Raw genomic sequence first — 18692 nt, forward strand, 5'->3', positions numbered from 1 at the left:
CCGGAATAGCGATAGCGTTTAGTTGAAATTCGGCGAAGCGTTCTGCGACTGAGCCGCATCCGCCGCCGGAGCCTGCATGTCGCTGATGCGGCGAACGGCGCCTGCCTCGACGAGGCCGCCGAGCGCCTTCTGCATCAGATCCACCGCGTTCGCGAATGCCTCGACCGGCATGATGATGCGCTGACGGAATTCAGGCTTCGGGTTGTTGCTGGCATCGCGTTCGGTCGCCGAAAGCGACATCAGGTCAATCCTGACGATCGATCCGGTTACCGTGATTTCGCCGATGCCGTCGGAATAAAGTTCGCTGCTCATTGTATGCCCTCTGTTTTGGTTGTTTCAGAAAGTGTCACGCATGGCCGTGCTGCCATGCTGGAAAGGGATCGTGCATGCCTCGTGCCAGATGCGGATCGAAGGTCGTTTCGTTGCCGACAAGGCAATCGTCGAGCGCCGCGCACACGGCATCCTGGTCAAGCCCCGCGCCAATGAAGACGAGTTCTTGGCGGCGATCGCCCCAGGTCTCGTTCCAGTGCTTGTCCAGCAGTTGCCGGAATTGCGGGTAGCGCGGCCATTGCGCTCTCGGAACCGTCGCCCACCAGTAACCCTTGGCGGTGATCTGGCGCTGAACGCCGGCGATAGACAGCTGGCCGATTTCCGAGGGGCGTGTGGCGAGCCAGAAATGGCCCTTCGCGCGGATCAGGCCCGGCCATTCCATCGCAAGGAAACGCTGAAGCTTTGCCGGATCGAACGGCCGGCGCGCGCGGTATACGAAGCTCGCTATGCCATATTCCTCCGTCTCCGGAACATGGTCGCCCCAGCCATAGAGCTCCTTGTGCCACAGAGGATGGCGCGCCGATTTCGCTTCGCTGAAGAGGCGCGTATCGAGGATCGAGCCAAGCTGCAGGTCGCCGTAGTTCGTCTCGACCACGCGGGCGTCCGGGTTCAGCGACGCCACGATCTGCCGGATCATGATGCGCGTTGCCGCATCGACCTCCGAGATCTTGTTGATCACGATGACGTCGGCGAATTCGATCTGGTCAACCAGAAGGTCGATCAGCGAGCGGTTGTCTTCATCGTCGCGCACCTCGCCGCGATCACTCAGAAAATCCGTGCTCGAAAAATCCGCGAGAAGATTGGCCGCATCGACAACTGACACCATCGTATCCAGGCGGGCGATATCGCAGAGTGCGGCGCCGTTTTCGTCGCGAAACGAGAAGGTGGCGGCGATCGGCAGCGGCTCGGCAATGCCGGTGCCCTCGATCAACAGGTAGTCGAAGCGTCCCTCGGCGGCGAGCCGGCGGACCTCAGTCAACAGGTCGTCGCGCAGCGTGCAACAGATGCACCCGTTGCTGAGTTCCACCAGCGTTTCGTTGGTGCGCGACAGGTTGGCGTCGCCGCCCCGGACGAGATCCGCGTCGATGTTGACCTCGCTCATGTCGTTGACGATGACGGCCACGCGGCGTCCCTCGCGGTTGCGCAGCACATGATTGAGCAGGGTGGTTTTACCAGCGCCGAGGAAGCCCGCCAAAACCGTTACCGGAAGCCTTTTGTCGTGTGCGTCCCGTTCCATGACCACCTCTAAGCCGCCAGCTGGGGCCGGAAGGCCACGTCGACATAGTAGTTGGTGTTGTTGTAGGTGCTGGTCGGGAACAGCCCGGACGTGCCATAGGCATAGACGCCGTTGCCGCCGCTGAGAGCGGACGACATCGCCTCAAGATTGCCGTTGGAAACGCTGTTGTCGAAGTAGTTGGCGGTCGCCGAGTAGTTGCCGTTGGTGCTGTAGGAAACCACGTAGGTGGTGTCTGCGGAGACCGCCACCTGGTTCGACAGCGTGACGGATTGCCAGCCGCTGGCGCTTTCGTTGGTGAAAGTCGCGCTTGCCAGCAGATCGCCGGTCGCAGTCCAGAGGTACCCGGTGTGGGTGCCGGTATTCGTGGCGCCCTTGTAGAAGCTGATGCCGGTGATCCAGCCTGCGGCGTCGGCCTGGAACTTCATCCCGAGATTGACGGGCGAATTGTCGTTGACCGAAACGACAGTTGGCGTCGCGTTCGCGGCAAAGACGCTTTCCGTGGGTGTTGTCGACTGCGGATTGACCGTCAGCGAAACCTGCGCGGACGCCGTCCCGCCTGCTCCGTCGGAAATGGCGTAGGAGAAGCTGGCCGCACCCGAATAGCCGGCTGTCGGCGTGAAGGTGATGGCGTTCGTCTGGCTGTTGAAAGCCACGGTGCCGTTCACGGCGTTGCTGACGCCCGTGACGGACAAGGTGTGGCCGTCGGCATCCGTGTCATTGGCGAGAAGCGCTGACGGCTGGATAGTAAGAGCTGTGCCTGCTGACGTCTGGAATCCTGTATCATCCATCGCCACCGGCGCAGTGTTCGCGACTGTCGGCGCGCTGCCGCTCTGGTAGACCACGTCGACCCAGTAGTTGGTCGCGTTGTAGCTCGCCGTCGGGAACAGGCTTGTCGAACCATAAGCGTAGACGCCGTTGTTGCCGCTCGGCGCGGTCAGTCCACCGTTCGAATAGTCCGCCGTGAAGTAGTTCGGCGTTGCCGCATAATAGCCGTTCGAGTGGTAGCTGGCGACGTAGGTGGTGCCGGCGGTGATGGTGATCGGGGCAGACAGCGTGACCGTCTGCCACCCGCTTGCCGTCTCGTTGGTGAAGACCGCGGACGCGATCAGAGTGCCCGTACTGCTCCAGAGCGAACCGACATGCGTTCCAGCATCCTGAGCGCTCTTGTAATAACGAAGTGCGGTGATCTGCCCGTCGGAAGAGGCGACGAACCTGACGCCGAGTTCGACGGAATTGGGGTCGGTATCGGCTGCGACGGTTGGCGCCTGCGATGAGGAAAATAGGCTGCTCATCGTTGGCGAGGTGGTTGGCTGACTGACCGTAAGATTCACCTGCGCCGACGCAGTGCCGCCGCGCCCATCCGAGATCGTGTAAGTAAAGCTTGCTGCGCCGACATAGCCGCTCGCCGCGGTAAAGATGACGGAGTTGGTCTGGCTGTTGAAGGTGACCGTGCCGTTGGTCGCGCCACTCACGCCTGTTATCGAAAGCGCGTCTCCATCCGCGTCCGTATCGTTTGCAAGCAGCGTAGCGGCGGCGATCGATAGAGCGGTGTTTGAATAGGCCTGAAGTCCGTTGTCATTCGCGGCGACTGGCGCGGTATTGCTGACCGTCGATTGGTTGAAGACGACATCCACCCAGTAATTTGACGCCTGATAGCTGGAGTTAGGAAACAGCGAATTCGCGCCATAGGCATAGACACCATTGCCGCCGCTTGCGGCACTGGATAGTCCGGTCAGCACGCCGTTCGTGTGGTTGGTCGTGAAATAATTCGTGGTTGCGACGTAGGAGCCAGTCGTATGATAGGACGCAATATAGGTGACGCCGGCCGTAATCTGGATCGCGCTGCCGAACGTCGCAGTCTGCCAACCGCTCGACGATTCGCTGGCAAAGGTTACAGTTCCGACCAGCTGTCCATCCACGGTCCAGATGGATCCGGTATGGGCGCCGGTATCCCCGGCCGCCTTGTAGAAGCTGATGCCGGTGATCGTGCCACTTGCCGATGAAACGAATTTCAACCCGAGTTCCACCGGCGCATTTTCGTGAATTGCCGAACCGGTTGGTCCTTCGCCAGCTGCAAACAGCCCGACGCCCGCGGGTCCCTCCTGGACAGTCAGGCTGACATTGCCCTGGCTGGTGCCATTGCGTCCGTCCGACAGGGTGTAGCTGAACGTGGCCGGGCCGGTGTAGCCAGCGGTCGGCGTGAAAACTACCGTTCCGGTCTGGGTGTTCAATGACACCGTCCCGTTCACCGCATTGCCGACAGCTGTTATCGTCAGAGCGTCGCCATTGGCATCCGTGTCGTTTGCGACTAGCGCCGCGATCGAGATGGTCAAGGAGCCGTTGCGGCCGATCGTGAAGCCGCTGTCGTCGGTGGCGACCGGGGCAGTGTTTGGGCCAGCGTCAAAGACGACGTCCACCCAGTAATTCGAGCCGCCTGGGCTGAGGTTCGGGAAGACGGAACTGGAGCTGTAGGCAAAGACACCGCCGCCATCGACGGTCTTCAACAGCCCGTTGCTGTATGACGATCCGAAATAGTTCTCGGTGACCGAGAAGTAGCCATTGCTGTGGTAGGAGGCGGTATATGTCGTCCCCGCCATGATCTGTACGGGGCTCGAGAACATGACGGTCTGCCAGCCCGAGAGCGATTCATTGGTGGAAATGCCTGTTGCCAGAAGCGTTCCGTCGGCGTTCCAAAGGCTGACGACATGTTCGCCGATATTGTAGAAGCCTTTGAAGAAGCGGATGCCCTGGACGAAACCGCCGGTCGTCGCCTGAAAACGAACGCCGAGTTCGACGGAATCTCGATCGATCGCGGTCTCGGTCGCAGGCTTTGACGCAAGCGTCCAAAGCCCCTGCGTCTCCGGCAGCGAAACGGTCACCTGTGTACCGGCCGATGGCGTCTCCAGATTGACGCTGTCATCCACCGCGCGCGACATGATCGTGTAGGTGCCGCTCGCCTGGACGACCCAATTGTAGCTCCAGTTTTCGCGACCCGTAGCCTTGAACCAGTGCTGCCCGCCATCGGTCGAGACTTCGACGCCGGCAATGATGCCGCCGCCGAAATCCACCGCGGTTCCGGTAACAGTGACATGCTGACCTTCAAGGAAGCTGCCGCCGAGTGTCGGCGACGTGATGGTCGACGTCGGCTTGAGGGTGTCTGTCGATTGCGTGGCTAGCACAAGGCTCGCATCCAGCGTCGTCGGCTGAATGCCCATGTCGGCGAACATGTTGACCATGGCCTGCTGGACATTCGGATCTGTCGGCGTGGCTGGACCCTCGTGGTCGGCGTTGAGGCCCCATGACCAGAAAACGGTGCCAGCACCGAACACGAGCGCGCCGCTTTCGGCGCGGTACATGGTCAGGCTGTGTGTCGCTATGGCGCTGCCGACGGTCGTTCCGTAGTCTCGCAGATAGGTGTCCACGGACACGCTCGACAGAGACAGGTTGATGAGACCAGCCGGCCGGAAGCCGTTCTCCACGTCGGAATCCCACTCGTAGCCGAGAAGATTCTGCACCAGACTATAGGTTTCGCCGGGCTGCAGGTTGGCGACATCGGTGTTGCGCCAGAAGCGCAGCTGCGAATAGTCGTATGGAATTGTAATTGTATCCGCGCGGTAGCTGTCGACCGTGAACATGGTTCCGGTCAGGGCGTTTTCCGGCTGCTGGCCTGGGTCGGCGTAGCGCGGATCGCGCCATGTACCGGTGCCGACATCGCTTGGGTCGCTGCTGGTTCCCCAGGTTTCCTTGTAGCAGACCATCGTGCGGTAGGGCGTGCCGTTGCCGTCAATGCTGGTCTCCCAGCGGATCTTCCAATAGACCTCGTTGCCGCTCCAGAAGGCCAGGTTGACGCCGCTGTCGCGCGCCGCTTCCACATTGGCGCGCTGTTCGGCCGACCAGTACTCGTCATGACCGACGGAGAGGAAGGCGTCGTGGTTCAACAGCAGGCTGCCGCTTCGTGAGGAATCGACGCCGGAGATATAGGAGACGTCGTAGCCGTTTTGCTCCAGCCAGGAGATGGCGGAAGCTTCGACGCCGAAAATGTAATCGTGGGCACCGCCGACGGGGCTGGTGTTGGTGATGATCGGGCGGTTGTAGCTCACCGCCGAGGCGCGGCCGATCGCGGTCAGGCCACAGCTGCAATTCGGCGGCAGATAGCCGATCATGTCGGCCGGATCGACCGGCACTTCGCCGTAGTAGAGGCTTGCGCCGCCCCAGGCATTATACGCCTGCCACGTCGTATCCGATGTCTGGAAGACGATGTCGCTGGTCGAGGCGTCGTCACGCACGATAAACGGGATGATGCCGGCGTCCTCGACGCCATCTTCGCGCACGAGCTTGGCGAAGTAGACACCCGATACCGCATCCGCGGGAATCTCCCAGCTGGCAGATACAGACCAGTTGCCGCAGTCGATCAGGCCGAGCGACATGTCGACGATCGGGTGCGGCTGGATTTGCGCTGTCGTCAGCGACTTGTCGATCGAGGCGACCTTGCGGGCGCCGTCGCCGCCATAATAGCCCATGCGATAGATATCGATACGGTAGTGCGTCGAATCCGTCGCGATCTTGAAGTCGACGGTTTGCCCGATGTTGGTGCTGATCTCGGTGGCGAAGCCCTGGATGGTGCCGTTGCCATCTCCTTCAAGCGCCCATTCGCTGCGCGAGGTGCCCTGTTTCATGTTCTCGAGGGCGATCTTGTTGGGCGTGGCAGTCACCGCAGCCGTCGGCGCTACCAGCGCGCTTGCCGACGCGGTGGGCTCGCTGGTGCTCTCCACCGATGCCACGCTGGTCGATGCTACGCGCAAGACGGTTGAAACGATGGGGGTAACAGTGTCAACAGAGGAGGTCGAGGCATCGATCGATGACGTACTGGTGCTGCTTTCCGGAAGGGCGACATTCGTGGTTGCCGTCACGAGGCGAGTAGTGACGGGCGCGGCATCGACCGGCAGGACCGTCCGCGGCTCTGTGGTCGGCACCGTCGTCGTGGACGTGTCGACAAGCGCTGCGGTTTCTGAAACCGTGGTCGTCGCAGCACTGCTGGCAGAACTGAACGCGGTTACCGTGCTGGTCGCCGCAACATTTGACGATACCTGGAAGGCCGTGGCCGCCGGGTTCGGCTGGCCGCTGGTGGCATCGGAAGCGGTGGGCGCGGCGCCAGTGCCCCAGGTCTGGGCTGCGGCATAGACTGTCGTGGCTCCACCGAACGCACTGAGATAACTGTTACTACGACCGCGTACTTTAATCATATGCCACACATCCCCCGACGAGTGGCCATGGTGCCATCTTTCGCGCTGCAGGAAACGACGGCAATCAGTGGTATGCAGAAAAGCGGTTTGTACTTCGTTTTGATTACTTGGTTCGAAGTGTTCTAAATGGATTTTATTTGAATGTCTGCGCCGATATGTTTGCGTTGCTTCGCATGCAAGAGTTCTGAGGTTGGGGTTCTAGGCATTCAAACGCTGGCGCGGCATGCGAATAGCGGCAGGCGATTTCGCCAAAAGGTGGCAACGGTAGATAAGCCAAGCCTTTGAAGTTGCGGCGGGAACTGAATCGCTGTTCGCAGAGTTTCTGCGACATGGACCAAGCGATCAATCAACCGGAAATCACCTCCGCCTCATTGGTGTCGTCTCGACTGGTTTACACCACGGATATCGAGCGCGGCATTAGGCGCAAGGTGGGAAAAAATGGGTTCCTCTACTATGCTCCCGATGGGCGTAGGATCACGGATAGCGCCGAAATTTCACGGCTGAACGCACTGGTGATCCCGCCCGCCTATGTCGACGTCCGCATCTCTCCCAATCCGCTCTCGCATCTGCAGGCGATCGGCATCGACGCGCGTGGACGCCGGCAGTATCGCTATCATCCGCAATGGCATTCGGAGCGCGCACGCGCCAAGTTCGACCAGCTGCTCGAGTTCGGCGAGCGCCTGCCTGACATCCGCGAACGTGTCGACGCCGACCTGCGGGCGCGTGCGCCGACGATGGACAAGGCACTGGCCACCATCGTCTGGATGCTCGACAATCTCTACATCCGCATCGGAAATGCCGCCTATGCGGAGGATAACGGCTCCTTCGGCCTGACGACCTTGCGCCGCCGGCACGTCAAGATCGACGGCTCCAAGGTGAAGTTCCGCTTCAAGGGAAAATCCGGCAAGGAATGGAACTTGGTGCATACGGATCGCAGGATCGCGCGCGTGGTCCGCGGCCTGCAGGAACTTCCGGGGCAGCAGTTGTTCCAGTATGTCTGCGAGGACGGAAGCCGCCGGCAGATATCCTCACAGGACGTCAACGAGTATATCCGGGACGTATCCGGCGCCGAGTTCAGCTCCCGCCAGTTTCGAACATGGGGCGCGACCTGCGCGGCCGTCACCGCCCTCACACCTTTGAGTGTGGCCGCCACCGAGGCCGCGATCGCGCGGCAGATGAATGAGGTGATCGACGCGGTTGCGGCCATGCTCGTCAATACGCGCGCGGTCTGTCGATCGTCCTATATCCATCCCGCCGTGTTCGATGAATTCAAGACCGGCAGATTGGCCCAGTTGCTGCGCGCGAGGCCAACGCGAAGCAAGCGCTTGTTGAAGTGGATGGATGCGGAAGAGGCCCGTGTGCTAGGCTGGCTGAAGTCGGTGTCTTGAGCGGTTGCTTCTTTGGGTCGATCAGCGGCCCGATAAAACTCCGTCACCCGCGGCTTACGCTCCAATAGACAGACCAAGGCGACAGGTTGCTGCCAGATGACGCGCCAAGTCCGAAGATTGCCTCGGCCCCATCCGGGGCGGGGTCCGTCGCAATCGCCTGGCTTCCAAGGTTCGCCCGCAGGCACAACCGCCCTCCGCTCGCCAATGGCCAATCGACCGCGACTGCCGTGAAGCCGGATTCGGCGACGATTTCGCCGCGTTGCATCCCGCCCAGAAGCGGAACGATCTTCTGGTGGCGGATCGCAAGCAGCGAGGCGTAAAAGTCGTGCATATCGGCGCAGTCGGGCTCGGTGAGATTGGACCAATCGAGCTTGGCCATCTCGAACGTCGATGGTGCGGTCGGGTCCAGCAGGTCGTCCGTGTCGAAGCCCGGCAGACGCGAGAGCTCCTCGCGGCGTCCGTTTCGCACCATTTCGTTCAGGTCTTCATTGAGATCGCAGAAATAGGGGAACGCATCCCGCGCGCCCCATTCCTCGCCCATGAACAACATCGGTATCTGCGGCGCGAGCAGATAGACGGCCGCCATCGCTTTCATGACGGGAACGGGCTGCACGGCGATGATCCGGTCGCCCATCGCGCGGTTGCCGATCTGGTCGTGGTTCTGGATGAAGGAGACGAAGGCCGTCGGTGGCAGTTCGCTGGTGCTCTTGCCTCTGCTTCCGCCGCGATAGGGCATGTGCGGGCCCTGAAACACAAATCCCTCCGCGAGCGAACGCGCAAGCGCTGCGCTATCCTCAGCGTAGTCGGCGTAATAGCCGAAGCGCTCGCCGGTGGCGGCGACATGCAGTGTGTGGTGGACGTCGTCGTTCCATTGTGCCGTGAACAGGCCTGTTTCGCCGTTACTCGCGCGCTTCAGGAGATCGCTGTCGTTTTCCTCGTTCTCGACGATCAGGTGGATATGGCGATCGCCGGCGGCTACGCGCACGCGCCGTGCGAGTTCCAGAAGCAGATGTTCCTCGCTGCCGTCACTGATGGCATGAACGGCATCGAGCCGCAGGCCGTCCAGTCTGAAGACGGTGATCCAGTAGATGGCATTCTGGATGACGAATTCGCGCATCGGCCGCGCCATCGCGCCATCGTAATCGATGCCGTTTCCCCACGGTGTCTTGTGCCGGTCGGTGAAGACAGGCGCATAGAGCGGAAGATAATTGCCGTCGGGGCCGAAGTGATTGTAGACGACATCCAGGAAGACCGAGATCCCGCGTTCGTGGGCAGCATCCACCAGCGCCATCAGATGCTCGGGCCTGCCGTAGCTGCTATCGGGCGCATAGGGCAGCACACCGTCATAGCCCCAGCCGTAACGTCCCGGAAAATCGGCAACCGGCATGATCTGGATCGCCGTCACACCCAGCCGCGCGAGATGATCGAGACGCCCGATCGCCGCGAGAAAGGTGCCCTCCTCGGTGAAGGTGCCGATATGCAATTCGTAGAGTACGGTCTCTTCCCATGGGCGCCCACGCCAGGTCTCTTCTTTCCAATCATAGGTCGCGAGGTCCTCGACCTCGCTGAAGCCATGCACGTCGTGCGGCTGAAAGCGTGAGGCCGGATCGGGCATCTGTAATCCATCAGGCAGAACAAACCGGTAAAGCGCGCCGGCACCGATGCCTGCGACCTCCAGTTCGTGCCACCCGTCCGCGAGCTGACGCATGGGTTGGAGCTCATGGTCTTCCAGCTTCAGGCGGATGTTGTTGAGAAGAGGCGCCCAAAGCCGGAAGGTGACACCCCTGTCGGAAATGACGGGTCCGAATTGCAAGTCAGTCACGTGAGGCCTTTCGACAAATATGATTGGCAGCACTCAACGCAGCCGAGGCCGAAAAGTTCGCGGCGGTGGAGCCGACCGATCCTCACGACGGCGTTATCGATGCGGTTGGACTGGTTACCCGCTCCGGAGTAGAGTGACCGGCTGTGTCCCCAGCAGCCGTGCCAAGGGAATTGATGTTGCTGTGTCGATCGGCCTTTCCGTCAGGAGATCATGTTTCGGGCCCTGTAATTCCGCAGGCAAGATGATGGTGGTGTCGCCCCAGAATTCTGGCCCGGCATAGAGTTTTCCAGGCTCCAGCTGCCCCAGCATCATGCGCGGCGTCGCCGCGATCGTGAAGGCATCGCCCAGCCGCCGGCCGAATGCGACGACGTGGTGGCTGCGGCTGCCTGTCGCCGACAACGGCACATAATCTCCATCTGCAAACAGGCCGGGCAGGCGTTTGCGCAGATTGAGGCCGATGCTGATGATGCGTTGTTTTAGTGCTGGAACGGTGAGCTCCGAAATCGGGTCCCGTGTTGCCAGCATGCGTGCCAACTCCTTGGTGTCGATCGGGCGCCGGTTGTCGGGATCGACGAGGCTGAAGTCGCAAGCTTCCGAGCCCTGATAGATATCGGGCACACCGGGGGCCATCAGCTTGATCAGCGTTTGCGACAGGCTGTTCAGGTAGCCTGCGGCCATCACCGGCCGGAGCGTTTCGGCGAAGTCCTCGTGGAAGGTCAGGCTGGCGGATGCGGTGAGCGCCGACGCGTAGCTTTTGACCGCTGCCTCGTATTGTTCGTGGGGCGCACTCCAGTCCGTGACAAGCTTCGCCTCGCGCACCGCCTTCTCGGCATAGGCGACGAAACGATCCGTCAGGTTGGCGGCAGCACCATCGCGAAACTCCTGCGGCCATATACCGACTAGTGCCTGGTAGAGCATCCATTCGGCATTGGCGTCGGGCGTCAGGCCCGCCGGCAGCTCGGTCAGGTGGCTGCGGTTCATGTCCCGCCAGCGCTCCACCCCGAGCCGCCATACATCAGGTTCCTCGCTCAGAACGTAAAGCCGCGCACGCGCATCCTCGCCGCGCTTGGTGTCGTGGGTGGAGGTGGAAGACAGTCCCTGTGGCTGCAACTTAGCCCTTTGTTGCATCAACTCGTGAAATGCATCGACGCCGCCTGCCGGCCTGTCGGGCTCGCCGCCGACTTCGTTGGCGCCAAGCAGCAGGTTGTGGCGATAAAACAGCGTGTCTTCCATGGCCTTCGCCATGATCGGGCCGCTCAGCTGCTGGAAGCGTCGCTGAAACTCTTCGGCGCGAGGGCCGCCATCGAGAAGCCCCGCTACGGCCTCCAATGCATCCCGGTCTCCGATTTGTTTGGCGGCTTCGCCAATGGCCTGCTCGATGAGCCTTTGATCCGCGTCTGACAATTTTCCCGCACGGCCATAGGTGCGATAGAAGGGAAAAGCGACGAGCAACTCCTTGATCGCGGATGCAAGACGCTGTTCATCGGTATCGGCCAGAAGCGAATACGCGATTGCCACAAGTCGGCTCGTCTCGCCCTCGAAATTGCGCTCAATCATCAGCAGTTTGGCCTGGCGCAGGCCAGCGGCGAAATCGGCCGCATCCGGCGAGAGATTGACATAGGCATTGCCAAGTTCGCGCATGCCATTGGCATCGATGAAGAGATTGCTGAGCGCCGAGATAAACTCGTATCCGCTCGTGCCCTCGATCGGCCAATCGGCCGGCAGCGTCTCGCCATGCCCGACGATCTTCTCGGCGACAATATAGATCTCGGGGCCAACGGCCGCACGCAGGCGGTCGAGATAGGCCGAAGGATCGGCGAGCCCGTCAATATGATCGAGCCGCAGCCCCTGCACGTGGCCGGCGCGCACCAAGTCGAGCACCAGCGCATGGCTGTCGGCAAAGACCTGCTCATCCTCGACCCGCAGGCCGACCAGCCCGGTGACTTCGAAGAAGCGCCGATAGCTGAGCGTCCGCGCGGCATCCTGCCAGAAGGTCAGCCGCCAGGGTTGCTGATCGTGAACGCTAGATATCAGCGATCGGTCCCTGAGGTCACCGGATATCTCAGCGGCGCTTTGAGGATTGAGAGGCAGCAGGGTCTCGAAATAAGCGAGCGACCATTCGCCGGTTCGCGGATCCCGTTGTAATTCGAACTCGCCGTCGGCGAGCGCGTCGTTGAAGCTCTTCCCGAGGATCGGCAGCGTCAGCCGCTGGCTCCAGTCGATGTCAAAGTGGCCGGCATATTTGCTGTCCGCGCCGAATTTCAGGACATCGGCCCACCAGGCATTCTCGGTCGAGGCAGCCATGTGGTTCGGCACGATATCGAGAATCAGGCCGAGGTCCTCGGCTTTCAGTGCGGCGCTCAGGCGCTCGAAGCCATCGCTGCCGCCGATCGCCGGCTCGATCTCGTTGCAATCGGTGACGTCATAGCCATGCGTCGATCCCGAGGTGGCGGTGAAGATCGGCGAGGCATAGAGGTGGCTGATGCCGAGCGATTTCATATAGGGGATGAAATCGATGGCGGTGTCGAATGTCATGCCATCTCGAAATTGTAGCCTGTAGGTCGATGTCGGTATGTGCATCTGTCGCCTCTGATGGGATCGCGACACAGCAACAGCGCCAACGCGCTTTTTGTTCCCCGTCAACTTCCTGAGGCTTCGAGGCAGTCAGAGCTTCAGCGTGATCAGCAACGGCAGGTGATCGGAGGCGCGCTTTGTCAGCGGCGTGGATACAACATTTGCGGCGCTGACTTTCAGCTCCCGCGATAGAAACACATGATCGATCCGCAACAGCGGAAAGCGGGACGGAAAAGTTGGCCTCGGCCGGCCCGCCGCGCTCAGCTGAGCGTCGCGAAACTGGCCGGCCAGCATCCTATAGGCCGGCGATGACGGTCGCGCATTGAGGTCGCCGCAGATCACCGATGGTGTCGCATGAAAATCCGGGCTCCCGATCCACTCGTCCGAGAGCAGCGTCCGCACCTGCTTTATGCGGTCGATGTTGCGCAGGCCTAGATGGGTATTGAGGACATTGAGCTTTCGTCCACCCGCATCCACCTGCGTCCAGATCGCCCCCCGCGTCTCGCCGACCGAGGGCAGGGGGCCGGCCTTCATCCGCAGTGCCGGCAGAGCGGTCAGTATTGCATCGCCGTATTTTTCCTCCTGCACATGCAGAGCCGGGTTAAAATGGGCCTCCATCTTCAAAAGCGTTGCGATCATATGCGCCTGGTCGATACCGCCGGTGCGCTTGCGGCCGACATCGAGCTCCTGCAGCGCGATGATGTCGGCGCCCGATTGCGCGATGACGTCGGCGATCCTGTTGGGATCAAGCTGCCGGTCGGTGCCGATGCAGCTGTGCACATTGTAGGTGAGGATTCTCAGTTCCTGGTCTTCAGTTCGGTGCGAAGTCTCTGTCGATACGCTCATCGACAGGGAACCCGATTTCATCCTGTTTCGTTCCATTGCTGAAGATCAATCGGAATGGAATGTTCATGTCGGCGAAGCGTGTCCTCATTAATGCAACCCTGGTTCTCGGACTGCTGCTCGCGGCCTATCTCCTCTACAAGGTCTTCAGTCGCTACTCGATCGATGAGATCACACGGTCGATCGCCGCAATCCCAGTGTCACGTTTGCTCTCCGGGCTGGGCTTCGCCGCACTCTCTTACCTTTGCCTGACGGGCTTTGACTGGATGGGGCTGCGCTATGCCGGTAAGCCGTTGAGTTATCCGAAAGCGGCGATCGCCTCCTTCACCGGTCTTTCCATCGGCCACAATCTCGGCGTCGCCGCCTTGAGCAGTGGCGCGGTTCGCTATCGCTATTATGCGCGGTGGGGCCTGAGCGCCGAGGAAGTGGCGAAGGTCATCCTGTTTTGCGGCGTAACTGTCGGCATCGGCCTGTCGGTACTGTCAGGACTGGCGCTGCTGATCAATCCACGCGATGCGGTGAACCTGCTCGCCATGAGCGCCAATGGCCTGCTCATGCTGGGCCTCGCGTGCCTCGCGGTCCCAGCCGCCTATGTCCTTCTCGCTGCCACCGTGCGCGCGCCGCTGCACCTGTGGAAGTGGAGCTTCGAGATGCCGCGTCTCGAGCTTGCGATCGGTCAGGTCGTGATCGGTACGCTTAACTTCGTCTTTGTCGCCGCCTGCCTTCACCAGATGCTGGCGGCGCAGGGCGATGTCGGTTTCGTGCAGACGGCGACGGCCTTCGTGCTTGCCAACATCGCCATCCTTCTCACCCATGTGCCGGGTGGTCTGGGTGTACTCGAAGCAACCGTCAGTCACGCCCTGCCGGGCGCGGCGTCGATCGGGGCGCTCGTGGCCTTCAGAGTGATCTATTTCATCGTGCCGCTGTTGATCGGCATTCCCGTCTTCGCGATCAGCGAGGTGGTGCTGCGCAAGCGCGGCAAGGCGGTATCAGAAGATCGCGGCGGCCAGCCGTCCGACGCGCAGGCGCAGCTTCTGTAGCGGCCAGTACGGACGTCGCGGGTCGACGAGCGTGGTGCCCGTCAGCGGCGATGTCTCGCCTTTCGAGACATCGATCGCGAAGTGCCGCAGCCCGCGCCTGCCAACATTCAGCGCGTCCACTGCGGCATTCAGCGACCGCATGCTGCGTTCGGTGTCGCGCACGGTCTCCGGCGTCGTCTCAAGATGCTCCGCAAGCAGCCGGTAGCGCAGCGTCGAGATAGCCTCACGATGTGCGTCGGTCGAGGCTTCGATCGCCAGATCGCATTCCGTATCCAGCCCCTCGGAGCGGTTGTTCAAGTTGGATGAGCCGATGCGGATGAAGTGGTCGTCGACGATCAGCAGCTTGGAGTGAATGACCAGCTCCTTCTCGCCGCCCTGCTTGTCGGGCACCACCGCGTACATGACCCGCAGCCGATCATATTGGTCGATGCGCTTCAGCCTACGGATCAGCCTGTCCCGGTTGTTGCCCATCGTGAGCTTTTCGAGGAAGCCGTGGGAGCTTTTGGTGACGAGCACGGTAATCTCCGGGCCGTCGCTTTCCTTCAGCCGCTTGGCAATAGTGCGGGCGACGCCGAAGGAGGCGAGATACTGCGTCTCGATGTAAATCAACTGTCGCGCGGCCTTTATCGCATCGCGCGTCAGCCGGAAGGCCTCGTAGTGGCCGCGTTTGCCGATCAGCCCGGGTTCCGTCAGCGCGATCGCGGCGGTCGCGTTCGCAAGATCGGCGCTGACGCCTGCCGGCCATGAGGCGCCGACTGCCGGAGCAGGCTCTGGGCGCTCGCCCGTGGCGCGCTTCCATCGTCTGCGGGCAACATCGCCGATCAGCCGAGCCGCGTCGCCCGATACCATCGACTGCATGTCGTGCACGGGATCGTAAGGCGTGCCATCCGGCGATTTCCGCAGCGTGTTGGTCATCTTGTGGTCCGGCTCGTCCCACCGCCTGGCGGTCAGGTCTATGCCGCCGAGGAAGGCCAGACTGTCGTCGATCGAGACGAGCTTCTGGTGATGGCAGCCGCGGATCGGATGGCGCAGATCAAAGCGCATGCTGATCTGCGGATGGGCGGAGAACTCGCTCTCGCGGAAGAGCCGTAGCGACTTGCCGGAATAGATCGGGCCCATACCCCATACCAGTATGCGGATACGCAGATCCGGCTTCTCATCGGCGAGCGACAGCAGAAGCTCACCCAGCGTCTCGGAGCTTTGATGCGGTCTGAGCCTGATATCCGGGTTGAAGTCCCAGCCGACGATCCAGATTGTATGAACCGCCTTGCGAAGCGCTTGGTCGAGCGCCAGAAAATAGGCGGCGCCATCTATCAGGAAAGCGGCCTTCTCGACCTTGCCGACCTGCCAAGCGTTACGTCGCTGGCGAATGATGCCGCCCGGCAAAGCGGGAAGAGAAGCTTCTACTTTGCGGGTTGCGCGTTTCAGGAACTCGGTTGCCTTAGACGCCTTCAGTCGATCGGCGATAGGTTGAAATTCTGTCATTCTGCTGTCCGGCGCCCCGCTTGGTATTTGACGTGGCCGTAACGCTTGAAGGGGTGACTTGTTCCGTCATAGTGCACCGTATTTCCCGGCCCGGTATCGGGGTGGTAGCATCACCTGAAAACGATCGCGGAACGAAAAGCCATTTCAACTGTTTACTTCACGGTAGAGGATGAGCCGAGGAGTAAAATCATGATCAGAGCTATTCTGTTGGTAACCGCGGTGGCGGGCAGTCTTGCGTCGTGCACAGCGACAGAACAAGGGACGGCGATCGGTGCGGGCACCGGCGCTGTCATCGGTGGCGTGGCCACCAATAGCTGGGGCGGCGCAGCCGTCGGTGCTGTCGCCGGTGGTGCGGTCGGTGCCTTGATCGGCCAATCGCAGGAACGTCGCGGCTATTGCGTCTATCGCGACCGCTATGGCCGCACCTACGAGGCGCGTTGCCGCTAACCGGTCGAGCCGGGTGGATTGAATTCTCGACGTGCGTGATGCCTGCCGGCATCGCGTGCGTCGAATCTTGTGCAATCGGCGCAAACATCCCGCCCGCGCCATGATGCCGACCCAATCTTTTGCTGATGAGAAACCGTCGGCAACGCGTCTTGGGCGAGCGCATGAACTGGATAAATCGTTATATTGATGAACCGCTGCTGCAGGGCGCCGCAACGGTCATGAAACTCTGGCACGGCCTTACCGGCCAGCGACCTGATCTCCTCGAGCCGGTCTGGAACCTTCTCTCCATCGCGTTTCTGCTGATCGCAGCTATGCAATGCTTGGCGGGCGAAGCGCTGTGGCTGAGCGAGGCTGCCCTCGTCATGCTCGCGCTGCCATCGGTGCTGAAGCTCTACAAGGCGAGCGCGGCATCGGCCGAGTACGACTTGAAAGACTACAAGGCGCTACGCGCGACGGCTCTTCAGAAGCGCGAAAACGAATGGGCTCTCAGGCTTGCGGTCCTCGTCGGCGCACTGGTTCTGCCGCTCGCCAAGCCCGTCGACGATGTCACGAGCGCCTATTTCATGCTCGGCGCATGCCTCTGGTTCTCGCTGACGGCGCCTGCACGGTTTTACTTGAACGCTGCCGAACCGCCGGCGCCGGATGAGGGCGATCGTCTGGTTCGCCCCGCACTGGGTTCAGCGGCGTAACTTTTGATAGCGAACGGCCGCCGCAGGAACCTGCGGCGGCCGTTGCTATTGAAGAGCTAAGCTCTACCGATCTCAGTTCTTGACGGTGTCTTCGAGGAAGAAGCGGCCAAGCGGGTTCTGGTAGAAGTTCTCAACGTTCTTGCGCGAAACGTTGATGTACGGGCTGTAGTAGAGGTCGATCCAGTTGACATCGTCCTTGGCCATCTTCTGGATATCGACATACATCGCTTCGCGCTTCTTCGGATCGAGTTCCAGGCGTGCCTTCGCCACCAGATCCTTCACCGCATCGCTCTTGTAGTTGGTCATGTAGTTGTTGTTGCTGTCGTGACCGAGCACGAAGGTTGTCTTCTGGTCGGGGTCGAGAATGTCGTTGGTCCAGTAATTGACCGAGATGTCGTAGTCGCCGGCAACGGTCATGTCCCATTCCTGGCTGGCATCGACCTTCTGCAGGTTGGCGGTGATGCCTGCCTTCTGCAGCTGCTGCTGCAGCAGAACGGCGATCTGTTCGTCGACTTCGTCGCCTGCGCGCACGAGGTAGTTGAGCGTCAGGTTCGGCTCGCCCGCGGCGGCCAGCATTTCCTTTGCCTTGGCCGGATCGTAAGGCCGCTGCAGGTTGTCGGCGTAGTGGTAGAGCGCGCCCTTCGGGATATAAGAGTTGGCGACGGTGCCCTGGCCAAAGGTGACGGCATCGACGATCGCCTTCTTGTCTATCGCCATGTCGAGCGCCTGACGCACTTCCTTCTTTCCAAGCGCGCCATGCGCGTGGTTGATCAGCAGATGGTCTTCGCGGGTCGAGGCATCGATATCGACGTTGAGGTTCGGGTCCTTCTTCATCTCCTCGACGCGGGAGAAGGGCACGAAGATCGCGGTGTCGAGCTGTCCGGCCTGGACGTTCAGCATGCGCGTATTATCATCGGGAACGGAAACCCACTCGACGCCATCGAGCTTGACGCGGTCGGCTTCCCAGAAATTGGGGTTCTTCTTCAGGATCACACGGTCGCCGCGGCGCCATTCCTCGACGGTGAAGGCGCCCGAAGCGATCGGCTTTTCAGCGTAGGCGTCCGGTCCCAGCGTTTCCATTCCCTTCTTGGAGATGACCGATGCGTTGGGCAAGGCCAGCGTTGACAGGAAGGGTGCGGAGGGGTTCTTCAGTTTGATCGTCAGCGTATGCGCGTCGGTGGCAACGGCCGTGTCGATGACCTTATAGGAATCGCCCCAGAGCGAAGCCGCGTCATCGCGGATGCGCAGCAGGCTGAAGGCCGCGTCCTCGGCGGTCAGCGGCGAGCCGTCGGAAAATTTCGCGTCACGGATCTTGAAGGTGTAGGTGAGGCCGTCGTCGGAGGTCGTCCAGCTCTCGGCCAGACCGGGCTCGAGCTTGGTGCCGGTCTTGTCGACGCGCACGAGGACGTCATAGACGTTGGAGAAGACCCAGTTGTCGATGTTCTGCGCCGTCTTGATCGGATCGAACGTCGTCGAGTCTTCGCGGCGTCCAATCGTCAGCACGCCGGCGGCTTCGGCATAGCTGGCGCTGAGTGTCAGGCCTGCCATGATGGCTGCGAGCCCTACGGTTTTCCATCTGTTTTTCATCTCTGTG

13 protein-coding genes are annotated in these 18692 nt (G+C 61.2%); 5 read left to right on the forward strand and 8 right to left on the reverse strand.

What is annotated here, in order from left to right; genetic code table 11:
• Positions 1 to 18 precede the first annotated feature (18 nt).
• From ACIQUB_RS12855 to ACIQUB_RS12865, 3 genes are read right to left on the reverse strand one after another with little or no spacing between them, the layout of a single operon-like run.
• Positions 19 to 312, reverse strand: a complete 294-nt coding sequence (locus ACIQUB_RS12855; RefSeq protein ID WP_018896722.1) for a hypothetical protein — start codon at positions 310 to 312, stop codon at positions 19 to 21.
• A 34-nt stretch (positions 313 to 346) separates the two neighbouring features.
• Complete coding sequence (locus ACIQUB_RS12860) at positions 347 to 1567, reverse strand: GTP-binding protein (protein ID WP_402929965.1); 1221 nt, start codon at positions 1565 to 1567, stop codon at positions 347 to 349.
• 8 nt (positions 1568 to 1575) lie between these two features.
• On the reverse strand, positions 1576 to 6243 hold the full coding sequence (locus ACIQUB_RS12865; RefSeq protein WP_402929967.1) for a DUF4082 domain-containing protein: 4668 nt from the start codon (positions 6241 to 6243) through the stop codon (positions 1576 to 1578).
• Between ACIQUB_RS12865 and ACIQUB_RS12870 the strand changes: the two genes are divergently transcribed.
• Complete coding sequence (locus tag ACIQUB_RS12870) at positions 6194 to 6748, forward strand: hypothetical protein (RefSeq protein ID WP_402929969.1); 555 nt, start codon at positions 6194 to 6196, stop codon at positions 6746 to 6748. The two genes, ACIQUB_RS12865 and ACIQUB_RS12870, sit on opposite strands and share 50 nt — an antisense overlap.
• A gap of 391 nt (positions 6749 to 7139) precedes the next feature.
• A complete protein-coding gene (locus ACIQUB_RS12875) occupies positions 7140 to 8198 on the forward strand; it encodes a DNA topoisomerase IB (RefSeq protein WP_402929971.1) in 1059 nt (352 codons plus the stop codon).
• Positions 8199 to 8241: 43 nt separating this feature from the next.
• Here ACIQUB_RS12875 and treZ read toward each other — a convergent pair whose 3' ends face one another.
• The 3 genes from treZ to ACIQUB_RS12890 all read right to left on the reverse strand — a co-directional run bounded on the left by treZ (position 8242) and on the right by ACIQUB_RS12890 (position 13461).
• A complete protein-coding gene (gene treZ / locus ACIQUB_RS12880) occupies positions 8242 to 10020 on the reverse strand; it encodes a malto-oligosyltrehalose trehalohydrolase (RefSeq protein ID WP_402929973.1) in 1779 nt (592 codons plus the stop codon).
• 114 nt (positions 10021 to 10134) lie between these two features.
• Positions 10135 to 12600 carry a malto-oligosyltrehalose synthase gene (gene treY / locus ACIQUB_RS12885; RefSeq protein WP_402929975.1) on the reverse strand — a complete coding sequence of 822 codons (2466 nt, stop codon included), beginning with the start codon at positions 12598 to 12600 and terminating at the stop codon, positions 10135 to 10137.
• Positions 12601 to 12684: 84 nt separating this feature from the next.
• Positions 12685 to 13461, reverse strand: coding sequence for an endonuclease/exonuclease/phosphatase family protein (locus ACIQUB_RS12890; RefSeq protein ID WP_402929977.1), 777 nt, complete (start codon positions 13459 to 13461; stop codon positions 12685 to 12687).
• 44 nt (positions 13462 to 13505) lie between these two features.
• On the opposite strand from ACIQUB_RS12890, the gene ACIQUB_RS12895 reads away from it, so the two are divergent.
• The gene (locus ACIQUB_RS12895; protein ID WP_402929979.1) at positions 13506 to 14477 is read left to right on the forward strand and encodes a lysylphosphatidylglycerol synthase domain-containing protein; all 972 of its coding nucleotides are present in this window, start codon (positions 13506 to 13508) and stop codon (positions 14475 to 14477) included.
• Here the strand turns inward: ACIQUB_RS12895 and ACIQUB_RS12900 are convergent.
• Positions 14427 to 15962: a phospholipase D-like domain-containing protein gene (locus ACIQUB_RS12900; RefSeq protein ID WP_402929981.1), complete on the reverse strand. Its 1536-nt coding sequence runs from the start codon at positions 15960 to 15962 to the stop codon at positions 14427 to 14429. The two genes, ACIQUB_RS12895 and ACIQUB_RS12900, sit on opposite strands and share 51 nt — an antisense overlap.
• Before the next feature lie 189 nt (positions 15963 to 16151).
• Between ACIQUB_RS12900 and ACIQUB_RS12905 the strand changes: the two genes are divergently transcribed.
• Positions 16152 to 16409 carry a YMGG-like glycine zipper-containing protein gene (locus ACIQUB_RS12905; protein WP_111560741.1) on the forward strand — a complete coding sequence of 86 codons (258 nt, stop codon included), beginning with the start codon at positions 16152 to 16154 and terminating at the stop codon, positions 16407 to 16409.
• Between the two features lie 161 nt (positions 16410 to 16570).
• Positions 16571 to 17098: a hypothetical protein gene (locus ACIQUB_RS12910; RefSeq protein WP_402929984.1), complete on the forward strand. Its 528-nt coding sequence runs from the start codon at positions 16571 to 16573 to the stop codon at positions 17096 to 17098.
• Between the two features lie 72 nt (positions 17099 to 17170).
• On the opposite strand, the gene ACIQUB_RS12915 is transcribed toward ACIQUB_RS12910, so the two are convergent.
• Entirely contained in the window at positions 17171 to 18685 is a 1515-nt protein-coding gene (locus ACIQUB_RS12915) for an ABC transporter substrate-binding protein (protein WP_402929986.1), read from the reverse strand.
• Positions 18686 to 18692 lie beyond the last annotated feature (7 nt).

The sequence above is a fragment of the Rhizobium sp. NPDC090275 genome, assembly GCF_044772225.1.
Lineage (GTDB): Bacteria > Pseudomonadota > Alphaproteobacteria > Rhizobiales > Rhizobiaceae > Rhizobium.

What these genes read in the sequence shown, in the direction of transcription:
- ACIQUB_RS12855 (WP_018896722.1), bottom strand. Translation starts at nt 312, where the DNA reads ATGAGCAGCGAACTTTATTCCGACGGCATCGGCGAAATCACGGTAACC.
- ACIQUB_RS12860 (WP_402929965.1), bottom strand. Translation starts at nt 1,567, where the DNA reads ATGGAACGGGACGCACACGACAAAAGGCTTCCGGTAACGGTTTTGGCG.
- ACIQUB_RS12865 (WP_402929967.1), bottom strand. Translation starts at nt 6,243, where the DNA reads ATGAAACAGGGCACCTCGCGCAGCGAATGGGCGCTTGAAGGAGATGGC.
- ACIQUB_RS12875 (WP_402929971.1), top strand. Translation starts at nt 7,140, where the DNA reads ATGGACCAAGCGATCAATCAACCGGAAATCACCTCCGCCTCATTGGTG.
- treY (WP_402929975.1), bottom strand. Translation starts at nt 12,600, where the DNA reads ATGCACATACCGACATCGACCTACAGGCTACAATTTCGAGATGGCATG.
- ACIQUB_RS12890 (WP_402929977.1), bottom strand. Translation starts at nt 13,461, where the DNA reads ATGAAATCGGGTTCCCTGTCGATGAGCGTATCGACAGAGACTTCGCAC.
- ACIQUB_RS12895 (WP_402929979.1), top strand. Translation starts at nt 13,506, where the DNA reads ATGTCGGCGAAGCGTGTCCTCATTAATGCAACCCTGGTTCTCGGACTG.
- ACIQUB_RS12900 (WP_402929981.1), bottom strand. Translation starts at nt 15,962, where the DNA reads ATGACAGAATTTCAACCTATCGCCGATCGACTGAAGGCGTCTAAGGCA.
- ACIQUB_RS12905 (WP_111560741.1), top strand. Translation starts at nt 16,152, where the DNA reads ATGATCAGAGCTATTCTGTTGGTAACCGCGGTGGCGGGCAGTCTTGCG.
- ACIQUB_RS12910 (WP_402929984.1), top strand. Translation starts at nt 16,571, where the DNA reads ATGAACTGGATAAATCGTTATATTGATGAACCGCTGCTGCAGGGCGCC.
- ACIQUB_RS12915 (WP_402929986.1), bottom strand. Translation starts at nt 18,685, where the DNA reads ATGAAAAACAGATGGAAAACCGTAGGGCTCGCAGCCATCATGGCAGGC.